Here is a 13,152-nt window from a genome sequence, read left to right on the forward strand (position 1 = left end):
TGACATGTGGAATCCGGTGCGGGGATGGCTGCGTGGGCTGTCGCGCAGGGTTTGGAAGGACTCGCTGCGGAAGGACGCAATGCGCAAGGACTCGGGCATGACCACGTCCGAGTACGCGATGGGGACGATCGCGGCGTGTGCCTTCGCTGCCGTTCTGTACAAGGTCGTCACCAGCGGAGCCGTCTCGGGGGCGCTCCAGTCGGTGATCGGGAAGGCGCTCGATGCGCAGTTCTGAGACATGCGGCCCGGCGCGTGGCGGGATGCGTGGCAGGGCGCGCGACGGGGGGTCAGTGACGGCGGAGGCGGCCGTCGCCGTGCCCGCCCTGGTGGTCTTCGCCATGGCCCTGGTCTGGGCGCTGATGGCGGCCTCCGCGCAGATCCAGTGCGTGGACGCGGCCCGGGCCGGGGCGCGTGCGGCGGCCAGGTCCGAGCCGCGGGCGGCCACGCTGGCGGCCGCCCGTTCGGCGGCCCCCAGTGGTGCGAGGGTCATGCTGGGGCGGGCGGGTGACCTGTGGCGCGTCCGGGTCGAGGCGAAGGCCCCGGGCCCGGGCACCCTGGCCCTGACGCTGAGCGCGGAGGCGGCGGCGTTCGCCGAGGACACGGTGGGCCAGGAGGCCGCCTCATGAACCGGCACAGCCCCGGCCCCCGGAACCTGAACCGGCGCCCGAAGCGGCCCTGGCTGAACCGGCCTCGGCACCTACGGCGGGACCCGCACCGGGACCGGGGCCTGGCGACCGTGTGGGTGGCCATGGCAACCACCGTGCTGTGTGCCGTCTTCGCCGTCGTCCTCGCCATGGGGCAGGCCGTCGTTGCCCGCCACCGAGCAGGCTCCGCTGCCGACTTGGCCGCGCTGGCCGCTGCCGACCATGCCCTGCGGGGCACGGCAACCGCCTGCGAGAAGGCCTCCGTGGTGGCCCGGGCACAGGGCGCTGCGGTGGTGCGCTGCGTGGTGCAGGGGGAGATCGCCGATGTGACGGCACAGGCCCGCTTCGGCCCGTACGCCCCGGCGGTCAGGTCGCGGGCGGGGCCGCCGGGGCCCCCGGCGCCGCAGGGGCTCCCCGGAGCAGTTCCGTGAGGAGCCGGACCGCGCCGCGCTTGTGCAGGGGGTCGTTGCCGTTGCCGCACTTCGGGGACTGGATGCAGGACGGGCAGCCCGCGTCGCACTCGCACGAGGAGATCGCCTCACGCGTGGCTGTGAGCCACTCACGAGCAGTGTGGAAGGCCCGCTCGGCGAAGCCCGCGCCACCCGGATGGCCGTCGTACACGAAAACGGTTGGCAGCAGCGTGTCCGGGTGGAGCGGTACGGAGACGCCGCCGATGTCCCAGCGGTCGCAGGTGGCGAAGAGCGGCAGCATTCCGATGGAGGCGTGCTCGGCGGCATGCAGGGCGCCGCCCAACTGCTCCGGATTGACCCTGGCGGCGTCCAGCTGGTCCTCGGTGACCGTCCACCACACGGCTCGGGTGCGCAGGGTGCGCGGCGGAAGATCGAGTTTGGTCTCGCCGAGCACCTCACCGGTGATGAGTTTGCGGCGCAGGAAGGAGACGACCTGGTTGGTGACCTCGACGGAGCCGTAGCAGAGGCGCCCGTCGCCCCACGGGATCTCGGTGTCGGTCTCGAGTACGGAGATGGAGGTGGTGTCGCGGGCGGTGGTGGAGTACGGCGGGTTGGCCTCCTCGACGAGGGCGGCAGAGTCGTCCAGGTCCAGGTGCTTCACCAGGTACGTACGGCCCTGGTGGAGATGGACGGCGCCGTCGTGGACCGCGGTGTGGGAGGCCGATTCGTCGACCGTGCCCAGTAGCCGGCCGGTGGCGGCCTCCACGATCTGGACCGGGCGGCCGCCCTCCCCCCGGATGTCGGTGAGGTCGGCGGCCCGCTCCCGGCGCGTCCAGTGCCAGCCCGACGCCCGGCGGCGGAGCAGCTTGGCGGCCTCCAGCTGGGGCATGAGCTCGGCGGTCGCCGGGCCGAAGAGCTCAAGGTCGGCGTCCGTCAGCGGAAGCTCGGCCGCGGCCGCGCACAGATGGGGGGCGAGGACGTAGGGATTGTCGGGGTCGAGGACGGTGGACTCCACCGGCTGCTGGAACAGTGCCTCGGGATGGTGGACGAGGAACGTGTCCAGCGGATCGTCGCGGGCGACGAGCACGGCCAGGGCGCCCTGGCCGGAGCGGCCCGCACGGCCCGCCTGCTGCCAGAGCGAGGCCCGTGTGCCGGGATATCCGGCGATGACGACGGCATCGAGGCCGGAGACATCGACACCGAGTTCGAGGGCGGTGGTCGCGGCGAGGCCGAGGAGCTCGCCGGAGTGCAGGGCCCGCTCCAGCGCGCGGCGCTCCTCAGGGAGGTAGCCGCCCCGGTAGGCGGCGACACGCGGGGGCAGTGAGCGGTCCACCTCGGCCAGGCGTTCCTTGGCGATGACGGAGATGAGCTCCGCGCCGCGCCGGGAGCGTACGAAGGCGACGGAGCGCACTCCCTGGACGGTCAGGTCGGTGAGGAGGTCGGCGGTCTCGGCAGTGGCGGTGCGGCGTACTGGGGCGCCCTTCTCACCGTGCAGCTCGGTGAGCGGGGGCTCCCAGAGGGCGAAGACGAGCTCGCCGCGGGGTGAGGCGTCGTCGGCGACCTCCTTGACCGGCAGGCCGGTGAGGCGGCCGGCGGCCAGGGCGGGTTCCGCGGCGGTGGCGGAGGCGAGGAGGAAGACGGGGTTCGCACCGTAGCGGGCGCATACGCGGCGAAGGCGGCGCAGCACCTGGGCGACATGTGAGCCGAAGACGCCCCGGTAGGTGTGGCACTCATCGATGACGACATAGCGCAGGGAGCGCAGGAAGGAGGACCAGCGGGGGTGTGAGGGAAGTATCCCGCGGTGCAGCATGTCGGGGTTGGTCAGGACGTACGTGGCGTACTGCCGGACCCACTCGCGTTCCTCGACGGGGGTGTCGCCGTCGTAGACCGCGGGGCGGATCCGGTTGCCGAGCGGCTTGGCGAGCTCTTTCACGGCGCGGCACTGGTCGGCGGCCAGGGCCTTGGTCGGGGCCAGGTAGAGGGCGGTGGCACCGCGTCCATTGGGGGCCTCGGCCCCGCCCAGGAGGGTGGTGAGCACGGGCGCGAGATAGGCCAGGGACTTGCCCGAGGCGGTTCCGGTGGCGATCACGACGGATTCGCCGTCCAGGGCGTACTCGGCGGCTTCCGCCTGGTGGGCCCACGGATGGTCGATCCCCGCCTGCTGAATTGCGTTGATCACTTCCGGGCGGATGCGGTCGGGCCAGACGGCATGGCGACCGGGCCTGGGGGGCAAGTGCTCCGTATGAGTGATGCGCGCGGCACGGCTCGCCCCCGCGGTGAGCCGGTCGAGGACCGTACTGGGAGAGGGGCGGTTGTCCCCGCTCTCGGCGGGTCGTCTGGGACGGAGATTCTTGGCCATCGGCACCGAGTGTGTCACTGGCGTGACGGACAATGGTCCCAAGGCGTCGTGCATGGCTGCTCGTAAGTGATTGAATGCCATCGCGGCTGGCGACCGTCTCCGGCTCCGCCGGGGAGACCTGAGGGGGCGGCCGCTCGATAGCAAGGTGCTGGAGGATCCGTGGACCTGTCCCTGTCGACTCGCAATGTGTCCGGACCTGGTGGCGACCGTACGGTCGTCGAGGTCGGTGGCGAGATTGATGTGTATACCGCGCCCAAGCTGCGCGAGCAGTTGGTCGAGTTGGTGAACGACGGCAGCTACCACCTGGTTGTCGACATGGAGGGCGTGGACTTCCTCGACTCCACCGGCCTCGGCGTGCTCGTGGGCGGCCTGAAGCGCGTACGTGCGCATGAAGGCTCGCTGCGCCTGGTCTGCAACCAGGAGCGCATTCTCAAGATCTTCCGGATCACGGGTCTGACCAAGGTGTTCCCCATCCACACCACGGTCGACGAAGCTGTCGCGGCCACCGACTGACGGTCGGCCGGAGACTGCCGGAAGAAGAGGGGGCACCGGGCATCCAGCCCGGGCCCCTGAGATGCACGCCCGTACGTCCGAGGGGGATCGCATGGCCACCGTTGAACTCCGCTTCAGCGCCCAGCCTGAGCATGTCAGGACCGCCCGTCTGGTGGCCGCTGCCGTGGCTCGCCGGGCCGGGGTCGACGAGGCTGTGCTGGACGAGGTCCGCCTCGCGGTCGGCGAGGCGTGCAGCCGTGCGGTCGGGCTGCACCGCAGCCATGGCATCACAGCCCCCGTCAGGGTCGTGCTGACCGAGGAGGAGAAGACCTTCTCCATCGAGGTCGGGGACGAGGTCCCGAGCGCGGGCTCTGAGGGGTCCTCGGCGGTCCCTGGTGCCCGTGATGCCACGGATGAGGACATGGATTCCGACGGCGAGGACGAGATGGGCCTCGCGGTCATCAGCGGCCTCGTCGACGACGTGGAGGTCACGTCCACCGATGAGGGGGGCGTGATCCGGATGAGTTGGCCGACGACGCCCGTCACCGTCGTGCCCTGATCGCGGATGATCGACAATGGCGCCGAACTGCCGGCCCGTTGATCGTTTTCTTTGGTGGAGGCCCTGCTGAGCAGGGCCTCTTTCCTTTTCTCTAGATCATTTACCGCGCGTCAACGCCTTTGCCCCATTACCTCTTTCGGGGGGCGTTTCGGGACGCGATCATTTGCTGAGTAGCAAGTCAAGGTCAATTCCAATTGCCGCGCCCTGTTTTGATCAGGTTCCGCTACCTACAATCCGTCCACATCTTGAGCTCTTTGCGTCAAGGAGGACGAATGGCGGGGCTCTTCAACCCAGAACTGACCGACCACCCCACTTCTCTCGCAGCAGCGGTACTCACAGACGACAACCGGCTGATCGTGATTGTCATCGCCGCGGTCGCGGTGGCGGCACTGATCGTCGCCCAGGTGCTGGTGCGCCAGGTGCTGGCCGCCGGCGAGGGCACCGATTCCATGAAGAAGATCGCGGCAGCCGTGCAGGAGGGCGCGAATGCATATCTGGCACGGCAGTTGCGTACCCTCGGCGTCTTCGCCGTCGTGGTGTTCTTCCTGCTGATGCTTCTTCCGGCGGACGACTGGTCACAGCGTGGCGGACGTTCGGTGTTCTTCCTGGTGGGTGCGCTCTTCTCGGCGGCCACCGGATACATCGGCATGCGTCTTGCCGTACGGGCAAATGTGCGCGTGGCTGCGGCCGCGCGTGAGGCAACACCGGCGGAGGGCGAGCCCGAAAAGGATCTGACGGCCGTCTCGCACAAGGCCATGAAGATCGCTTTCCGAACGGGAGGCGTGGTCGGCATGTTCACGGTGGGCCTCGGCCTGCTCGGTGCCTCCTGCGTCGTACTCGTCTACGCGGCCGACGCGCCCAAGGTGCTCGAAGGCTTCGGCCTCGGCGCCGCGCTGATCGCCATGTTCATGCGTGTCGGCGGTGGCATCTTCACCAAGGCCGCCGACGTCGGCGCCGACCTCGTCGGCAAGGTCGAGCAGGGAATCCCGGAGGACGACCCGCGCAACGCCGCCACCATCGCCGACAACGTGGGCGACAACGTCGGTGACTGTGCCGGTATGGCGGCCGACCTCTTCGAGTCGTACGCCGTCACGCTTGTCGCGGCACTCATCCTCGGCAAGGCGGCATTCGGCGACGCCGGACTCGCCTTTCCGCTGATCGTTCCGGCGATCGGCGTGGTCACCGCGATGATCGGCATCTTCGCGGTCGCCCCGCGGCGCGCCGACCGCAGCGGGATGTCTGCCATCAACCGCGGATTCTTCATCTCCGCACTGATCTCGCTCGGCCTGGTGGCGGCGGCCGTCTTCATCTATCTGCCGTCCACATACGCCGAGTTGGACGGTGTCACCGAGGCCGCGATCACGTCGCACGCCGGAGACCCGCGGATTCTGGCGCTCCTCGCCGTAGCCATCGGCATCGTGCTGGCGGCCCTGATCCAGCAGCTCACCGGGTACTTCACCGAGACCACCCGGCGTCCTGTCAGGGACATCGGCAAGTCCTCGCTGACCGGACCCGCGACCGTCGTGCTGGCCGGTATCTCCATCGGTCTGGAATCCGCCGTCTACACCGCGCTGTTGATCGGCCTGGGCGTGTACGGGGCGTTCCTGCTCGGCGGTACGTCGATCATGCTCGCGCTGTTCGCGGTGGCCCTTGCCGGTACCGGTCTGCTCACCACGGTCGGCGTCATCGTCGCCATGGACACCTTCGGACCCGTCTCGGACAACGCCCAGGGCATCGCCGAGATGTCCGGCGACGTCACGGGCGCCGGTGCGCAGGTGCTCACCGACCTCGACGCCGTCGGCAACACCACCAAGGCCATCACCAAGGGAATCGCCATCGCCACGGCCGTACTCGCCGCCTCCGCGCTCTTCGGCTCGTATCGCGACGCCATCGCGACCGCGGCCAGGGATGTCGGCGAGAAGGTCGGCGACGGCGCTCCGATGAACCTCGTGATGGACATCTCGCAGCCCAACAACCTGGTGGGCCTGATCCTCGGTGCCGCGGTCGTCTTCCTCTTCTCGGGGCTCGCGATCAGCGCGGTGTCCCGTTCGGCGGGAGCCGTGGTCTACGAGGTGCGGCGGCAGTTCCGCGAGCATCCCGGGATCATGGACTACACCGAGACGCCGGAGTACGGGCGCGTCGTCGACATCTGCACCAAGGACGCGCTGCGCGAGCTGGCCACACCGGGTCTGCTCGCCGTACTGACCCCGATCGCCGTCGGATTCTCGCTCGGCGTCGGAGCCCTCGGTTCCTTCCTCGCGGGCGCGATCGGCACCGGCACGCTGATGGCCGTGTTCCTCGCCAACTCCGGTGGTGCGTGGGACAACGCCAAGAAGCTCGTCGAGGACGGCCACCACGGCGGCAAGGGCAGCGAGGCCCACGCCGCGACCGTCATCGGCGACACCGTCGGCGACCCGTTCAAGGACACCGCAGGACCGGCCATCAACCCGCTGCTGAAGGTGATGAACCTGGTGGCGCTGCTGATTGCGCCCGCGGTGATCCAGTTCAGCTACGGGGACGACTCCAGCGCCGGGATCAGGGCGCTGGTTGCGGTGCTGGCGATCCTTGTCATCATCGGCGCGGTGTACATCTCCAAGCGGCGCGGCATCGCCGTGGGTGACGAAGGCAACCATGCGGAGCGGAGCGCGAAGTCACCTGATCCCGCGGTGGTTTCGTAACACCTGCTCAAAAGGCGGGCGGGCAGCGCGTATTGACGTGCTGTCCGCCCGTTTGCGTGCCGTCGTGAGCCTTGTCTCCCTTGGTGCAAATGGCTCTAATGGGTAACATACTGGGCGCACGACGCGCGGTTGTCGCCCACTTGGCGTGTATGTTCCGGGGCCGAGAGCCTTGGAAGGGACCAATCCGGTGAACAAGAAGCTTGCGGCCGCACTGTCCGGCGGTTCGGTACTGGTGCTGGCGCTGTCGGGCTGCTCCGACAACAGCAGCGACAACAAGGTGAATGACTGGGCCAAGACGTTCTGCAACCAGGCACAGCCGCAGATCAAGAAGAGGGCCAGTGCCGAGCAGGCCATCATCTCGACCGCGGCGGACGGCAAGCCTGCAGACATCCAGGCCGCCGACTCGAAGGCCTTCCAGGACCTTGCCGATGTGAACACCGCGCTGGCCAACACCGTCAAGGCAGGCGGCACGCCGCCGATCGACGACGGCGCGAAGGTCCAGCAGGACGCGGTCAGCGAACTCCAGGCAACCGCCAAGGCCTACCTCGATCTGAAGAAGCAGGTCGACGGGCTCAACGCGAAGGACCAGCAGAAGTTCGCGGACGGGCTGCAGGGCGTCGCGGACGGTCTGGCGAAGATCGAGAAGATGAAGCAGGACGCGGTGAAGAAGCTGCAGTCCGGCGACCTGGGCAAGGCGATGGCGAAGCAGCCCGGCTGCCAGACGGTGAAGGTGTCGAGTCCCCCTGCCGGCGGCTCCGGTTCGGACGCTCCTTCCACCCCGGCGTCGCCCTCGGGATCGGCCTCGTCGAAGGCGTCCTCGAAGGCGTCTTCGGAGGCTTCCTCCAAGGCTTCGGCGAAGTCCTAGGCCGGCACGTCGGGCGAGCGGTAACGACCGACGGGCGAAAGGGGGCCCGGCCGTGCGGCGTTTGTCAGTGGCGGCCGCGACAATGGGCAGGTGAGTACGACCAGCCCTGCCCCAGGCCTTCCTTCGCCCGGCCGCTCGCCCCGGCTGCGTGAAGCCCTTCTCGCCGCCGACTTCACCGCCGACGGACTGCTCGAGCTGCTCGGCGCCCCCGCGTATGCCGCTCTCGCCCGCAGCGAGACGGTGCCTGCCCTGCGGGCCACCCGCGGGGACGGCGTCCTCGACACGCTCGTACGGCTGTTTCTGCTCCAGCGCTCCGTCGCGTCCGGACGGGCGCGTGCTGCCCTGCCCCTCGAAGAATGCCTTGCCGACGGCTGGGTGGTGCGGGACGGCGACGAGGTACGCGCCACGGTGGATGTGCGGCCGTACAGCGGTCCGGAGGGCCAGGACTGGTTCATCGTCTCGGACCTGGGCTGCGCGGTCGGCGGAGCGAGCGGTGCGAGCGGCCAGGGCGAGGGCGTCGTTCTCGGTGTCGGCGGTGCGTCCACCACGCTCGCCGGGATCACCGTTCGTACGCCGGTGTCCTCGGCGCTCGACCTGGGCACCGGCTCCGGCCTCCAGGCGCTGCACGCCGCCCAGCACGCGACCCGCGTCACAGCCACCGATCTCAACCCGCGCGCCTTGCACTTCGCGCGGCTCACGCTGGCGCTCTCCGCGGCCCCGGAGGCCGATCTGCGCGAGGGCTCGCTCTTCGAGCCGGTCCGCAAGGACACGTTCGACCTGATCGTGTCGAACCCTCCGTTCGTGATCTCCCCCGGCGCCCGGCTGACCTACCGCGACGGCGGGATGGGCGGGGACGATCTGTGCCGCTCGCTCGTTCAGCAGGCGGGGGACAGGCTGAACGACGGGGGATACGCCCAGTTCCTCGCCAACTGGCAGCACGTGGAGGGGGAGGAGTGGCAGGAGCGGCTGCGCTCCTGGGTGCCGCGCGGCTGTGACGCCTGGATCGTCCAGCGCGAGGTGCAGGACGTGACGCAGTACGCCGAACTGTGGCTGCGGGACAGCGGGGACCACCGCAGCGACCCCGCTCAGTACGACGCGCGGTACGACGCGTGGCTGGACGAGTTCGAGGCGCGGAAGACCAATGCCGTCGGCTTCGGCTGGATCACGCTCAGGAAGTCCGGATCCGAGCGCCCGTCGATCGTCACCGAGGAGTGGCCGCACCCTGTCGAGCAGCCGCTCGGCGCGAGCGTGCAGGCGCACTTCGAGCGACAGGACTATCTGCGTACGCACGACGACGCGGCGCTGCTCGCCGGACACTTCACGCTGGCCGCGGAGATCGTGCAGGAGCAGGTCGGCCTGCCGGGCGCGGAGGACCCGGAGCATGTGGTGCTGCGTCAGAACCGCGGTATGCGGCGCGCCACCAAGGTCGACACGGTCGGCGCGGGCTTCGCCGGGGTGTGTGACGGGTCCCTCAGCGCCGGACGGATCCTGGACGCGATCGCCCAGCTGCTCGACGAGGACCCGGTGGTGCTGCGGGACCGCACCCCGCAGGCGCTGCGCCAGCTCGTCGAGGAGGGTTTTCTGGAACCCGTCCGTCCATGAAGTGAAACCGGCCAACATCAAAAGCAAGAGCAACATCAGAAAGAAGAAGGGGAGGGCTGGCCTCCGCCCCTGCCCCGCCGGGCCGGGTTCCGGCCCGGCACCCCGACCGGGCGGGTGAACCCACGCGGCGTTCACCCGGAATTCGTGCCCACGACGCCCGGAGGTGCCAGCCTCGGCCTCCGGGAGACCTCGGCTTCAGGGAAGGACCGGGTACGGGCATGGAGAGCGGGCCAGCGATCTTCGCGGGGACGGCGTTCACGCTGTTCGGGGCCGGGCTGCTGCTGTGGACGGGAGTGCGGGTGCGCCACCGCGCCCCGGTCGCACACGGAGTGAGTCCCGCCACGGCCGTCGCACTCGCCACACTCTTCGGCGCCGTGTTCCTCGCCCTCGGACTCTGGTGCTTCGGCCGGGTCTGATCTGGGGGCATCTGGGCGCCGAAGCGCTTTCGTGCCGGTCCGGGCGGCAGGAATGGCCGGACTCGGGTTACCGTTCGAGTGGCCGTTGCGGGCTTTTGCCGTTTGACACGGGGGCGGGTTGTACCGTCACACTCCGCAGCGACAGCAGCGTCACAGCCGTGCCGCACCCAGTGCCGTACTGCCGTGAGCGCCCACCGAGCGTCGACCGGAGAGAAGAGCGAAGTTGTCCCCGACCAGCGAGACCGCACAGGGCGGCCGCCGACTCGTGATCGTCGAGTCGCCTGCCAAGGCGAAGACGATCAAGGGCTACCTCGGCCCCGGCTATGTCGTCGAGGCGAGTGTGGGGCACATCCGCGACCTCCCGAACGGCGCCGCCGAGGTGCCCGAGAAGTACACCGGCGAGGTGCGTCGCCTCGGTGTCGACGTCGAGAACGACTTCCAGCCGATCTATGTCGTCAACGCCGACAAGAAGGCCCAGGTCAGGAAGCTCAAGGAGCAGCTCGCCGAGTCCGACGAACTCTTCCTCGCCACCGATGAGGACCGCGAGGGCGAGGCCATCGCCTGGCACCTCCTCGAGGTCCTCAAGCCCAAGGTCCCCGTCCACCGGATGGTCTTCCACGAGATCACCAAGGACGCGATCCGTGAGGCCGTCGAGAACCCGCGCGAGCTCAACAAGCGCATGGTCGACGCCCAGGAGACCCGCCGTATCCTCGACCGCCTCTACGGCTACGAGGTCTCGCCGGTCCTGTGGAAGAAGGTCATGCCGCGGCTGTCGGCCGGGCGTGTGCAGTCCGTCGCCACCCGTCTCGTCGTCGAGCGTGAGCGCGAGCGCATCGCCTTCCGCTCCGCCGAGTACTGGGACCTGACCGGCACCTTCTCCACCGGCCGCGCCGGGGACGCCTCCGACCCCTCCACCTTCACGGCCCGGCTGAACACCGTCGACGGACGGCGCGTCGCTCAGGGCCGCGACTTCGGCTCGGACGGGCAGCTCAAGTCCGGCCAGGTCCTGCACCTGGACGAGGCGAACGCCCGGGCGCTCGCCGCCGCGCTGGCCGATGCCTCGTTCGCGGTACGGGCTGTCGAGTCGAAGCCGTACCGCCGCTCTCCGTACGCACCTTTCCGTACGACGACGCTGCAGCAGGAGGCCTCCCGCAAGCTGGGTTTCGGGGCCAAGGCCACCATGCAGGTCGCGCAGAAGCTGTACGAGAACGGCTTCATCACCTATATGCGTACGGACTCCACCACGCTCTCCGACACCGCCATCTCGGCGGCCCGGGCACAGGTCACGCAGCTGTACGGCGCCAACTATCTGCCCGAGAAGCCGCGGGTGTACGCCGGGAAGGTCAAGAACGCGCAGGAGGCGCACGAGGCGATCCGTCCTTCGGGTGATCGTTTCCGCACGCCGGCCGAGACGGGTCTGACCGGTGACCAGTTCAAGCTCTACGAGCTGATCTGGAAGCGGACCGTCGCCTCCCAGATGAAGGACGCGGTCGGCAACAGCGTCACCGTCCGCATCGGCGGCCGCGCCGCGGACGGCCGTGAAGCCGAGTTCACCGCGTCCGGCAAGACGATCACCTTCCACGGCTTCATGAAGGCCTACGTGGAAGGTGCCGACGACCCGAACGCCGAGCTCGACGACCGCGAGCGGCGGCTGCCGCAGGTCGCCGAGGGCGACGCCCTGTCCTCCGAGGAGATCTCGGTCGACGGCCACGCGACCAAGCCGCCGGCCCGCTACACCGAGGCCTCGCTGGTCAAGGAGCTGGAAGAGCGCGAGATCGGCCGCCCGTCGACGTACGCGTCGATCATCGGCACGATCCTGGACCGCGGCTATGTGTTCAAGAAGGGGACGGCGCTCGTGCCCTCCTTCCTGAGCTTCGCCGTGGTCAACCTGCTGGAGAAGCACTTCGGCCGGCTCGTCGACTACGACTTCACCGCCAAAATGGAGGACGACCTCGACCGCATCGCGCGGGGCGAGGCGCAGGCCGTGCCGTGGCTGAAGCGCTTCTACTTCGGCGTGGGCGACGACGCGGGCGCCGCGTCCGGCGCGGGCAACGGCGACGGAGACCACCTCGGCGGCCTGAAGGAACTGGTGACGGACCTCGGCGCGATCGACGCCCGGGAGATCTCCAGCTTCCCGGTCGGCGAGGGGATCGTGCTGCGCGTCGGCCGCTACGGCCCGTACATCGAGCGCGGTGAGAAGGACTCGGAGGGCCACCAGCGCGCCGACGTTCCGGACGACATCGCTCCGGACGAGCTCACCGTGGAGTACGCGGAGGAGCTGCTGGCCAAGCCGAGCGGCGACTTCGAGCTGGGCGCCGACCCGGTGACCGGCAACCAGATCGTCGCGAAGGACGGCCGCTACGGCCCGTACGTCACGGAGATCCTGCCCGAGGGCACCCCGAAGACCGGCAAGAACGCGGTCAAGCCGCGAACGGCCTCGCTCTTCAAGTCGATGTCCCTGGACACCGTCACGCTCGAGGACGCGCTCAAGCTGATGTCCCTGCCGCGCGTGGTGGGCAAGGACGCGGACGGCGTCGAGATCACCGCGCAGAACGGCCGGTACGGCCCGTACCTGAAGAAGGGCACGGACTCGCGCTCCCTGGAGACCGAGGACCAGCTCTTCAACATCACGCTGGAAGAGGCGCTGGCGATCTACGCACAGCCCAAGCAGCGCGGGCGGGCCGCGGCCAAGCCGCCGCTGAAGGAGCTGGGCACGGACCCGGTCAGCCAGCGGCCGGTGGTGGTCAAGGACGGGCGCTTCGGTCCGTATGTCACCGATGGCGAGACGAACGCGACGCTGCGCACGGACGACAGTGTCGAAGACATCACGCCCGAGCGGGGCTACGAGCTGCTCGCCGAGAAGCGGGCCAAGGGGCCCGCCAAGAAGACGGCGAAGAAGGCTCCGGCCAAGAAGGCGCCTGCGAAGAAGGCCGCCGCGAAGAAGACTGTCGCCAAGAAGGCGGTGGCCAAGAAGACCGCTGCCAAGAAGACGACGTCGGCTGCGGCCGCGAAAAAGACGGCCGCGTCGGCGAAGGCGTCGACGGACGAGTAGCGGGCTTGCCTGTGGGCGTGCCTGTGAGTGCTTTGTCCGGGCGCTTTGTCCCGGCGCTTTGTGTGGGGAGTTTTC

General features: G+C 69.4%; 11 protein-coding genes. 10 read left to right on the plus strand and 1 reads right to left on the minus strand.

Features of this window, described 5'->3' with window-relative positions; all coding sequences use genetic code 11:
- The first annotated feature begins 79 nt into the window (after positions 1-79).
- The 3 genes from ABZS64_RS15880 (at position 80) to ABZS64_RS15890 (ending at position 1,075) form a co-directional block, all read left to right on the plus strand.
- Positions 80-235: a DUF4244 domain-containing protein gene (locus ABZS64_RS15880; RefSeq protein WP_355828937.1), complete on the plus strand. Its 156-nt coding sequence runs from the start codon at positions 80-82 to the stop codon at positions 233-235.
- A 55-nt stretch (positions 236-290) separates the two neighbouring features.
- The gene (locus tag ABZS64_RS15885) at positions 291-626 is read left to right on the plus strand and encodes a TadE family type IV pilus minor pilin (protein ID WP_355828940.1); all 336 of its coding nucleotides are present in this window, start codon (positions 291-293) and stop codon (positions 624-626) included.
- A gap of 110 nt (positions 627-736) precedes the next feature.
- Positions 737-1,075: an Rv3654c family TadE-like protein gene (locus ABZS64_RS15890; RefSeq protein ID WP_355829253.1), complete on the plus strand. Its 339-nt coding sequence runs from the start codon at positions 737-739 to the stop codon at positions 1,073-1,075.
- Here the strand turns inward: ABZS64_RS15890 and ABZS64_RS15895 are convergent.
- Positions 1,011-3,494, minus strand: a complete 2,484-nt coding sequence (locus ABZS64_RS15895; protein WP_355828943.1) for a DEAD/DEAH box helicase — start codon at positions 3,492-3,494, stop codon at positions 1,011-1,013. The genes ABZS64_RS15890 and ABZS64_RS15895 overlap by 65 nt on opposite strands.
- 78 nt (positions 3,495-3,572) lie before the next feature.
- Here ABZS64_RS15895 and ABZS64_RS15900 point away from each other — a divergent pair, with 78 nt between their 5' ends.
- From ABZS64_RS15900 to topA, 7 genes are all read left to right on the plus strand, one after another.
- A complete protein-coding gene (locus tag ABZS64_RS15900; protein ID WP_003967428.1) occupies positions 3,573-3,926 on the plus strand; it encodes an STAS domain-containing protein in 354 nt (117 codons plus the stop codon).
- A 91-nt stretch (positions 3,927-4,017) separates the two neighbouring features.
- Positions 4,018-4,464 (plus strand): ATP-binding protein, encoded by a 447-nt coding sequence (locus ABZS64_RS15905; RefSeq protein ID WP_355828946.1) that lies wholly within the window; start codon positions 4,018-4,020, stop codon positions 4,462-4,464.
- 272 nt (positions 4,465-4,736) lie between these two features.
- Positions 4,737-7,142 carry a sodium-translocating pyrophosphatase gene (locus ABZS64_RS15910; protein WP_355828949.1) on the plus strand — a complete coding sequence of 802 codons (2,406 nt, stop codon included), beginning with the start codon at positions 4,737-4,739 and terminating at the stop codon, positions 7,140-7,142.
- A gap of 187 nt (positions 7,143-7,329) precedes the next feature.
- Positions 7,330-8,007, plus strand: a complete 678-nt coding sequence (locus ABZS64_RS15915; protein WP_355828952.1) for a small secreted protein — start codon at positions 7,330-7,332, stop codon at positions 8,005-8,007.
- 90 nt (positions 8,008-8,097) lie between these two features.
- Positions 8,098-9,609, plus strand: coding sequence for a class I SAM-dependent methyltransferase (locus ABZS64_RS15920; protein WP_355828954.1), 1,512 nt, complete (start codon positions 8,098-8,100; stop codon positions 9,607-9,609).
- Between the two features lie 218 nt (positions 9,610-9,827).
- The gene (locus ABZS64_RS15925) at positions 9,828-10,025 is read left to right on the plus strand and encodes a hypothetical protein (RefSeq protein ID WP_355828957.1); all 198 of its coding nucleotides are present in this window, start codon (positions 9,828-9,830) and stop codon (positions 10,023-10,025) included.
- A 223-nt stretch (positions 10,026-10,248) separates the two neighbouring features.
- Complete coding sequence (gene topA / locus ABZS64_RS15930; RefSeq protein ID WP_355828960.1) at positions 10,249-13,077, plus strand: type I DNA topoisomerase; 2,829 nt, start codon at positions 10,249-10,251, stop codon at positions 13,075-13,077.
- The last annotated feature ends 75 nt before the right edge of the window (positions 13,078-13,152 follow it).

The sequence above is a fragment of the Streptomyces sp. NPDC005408 genome (genome assembly GCF_040606445.1).
Classification (GTDB): Bacteria; Actinomycetota; Actinomycetes; order Streptomycetales; family Streptomycetaceae; genus Streptomyces.

What these genes read in the sequence shown, in the direction of transcription:
- ABZS64_RS15880 (WP_355828937.1), top strand. Translation starts at nt 80, where the DNA reads ATGCGCAAGGACTCGGGCATGACCACGTCCGAGTACGCGATGGGGACG.
- ABZS64_RS15895 (WP_355828943.1), bottom strand. Translation starts at nt 3,494, where the DNA reads ATGGCATTCAATCACTTACGAGCAGCCATGCACGACGCCTTGGGACCA.
- ABZS64_RS15905 (WP_355828946.1), top strand. Translation starts at nt 4,018, where the DNA reads ATGGCCACCGTTGAACTCCGCTTCAGCGCCCAGCCTGAGCATGTCAGG.
- ABZS64_RS15910 (WP_355828949.1), top strand. Translation starts at nt 4,737, where the DNA reads ATGGCGGGGCTCTTCAACCCAGAACTGACCGACCACCCCACTTCTCTC.
- ABZS64_RS15925 (WP_355828957.1), top strand. Translation starts at nt 9,828, where the DNA reads ATGGAGAGCGGGCCAGCGATCTTCGCGGGGACGGCGTTCACGCTGTTC.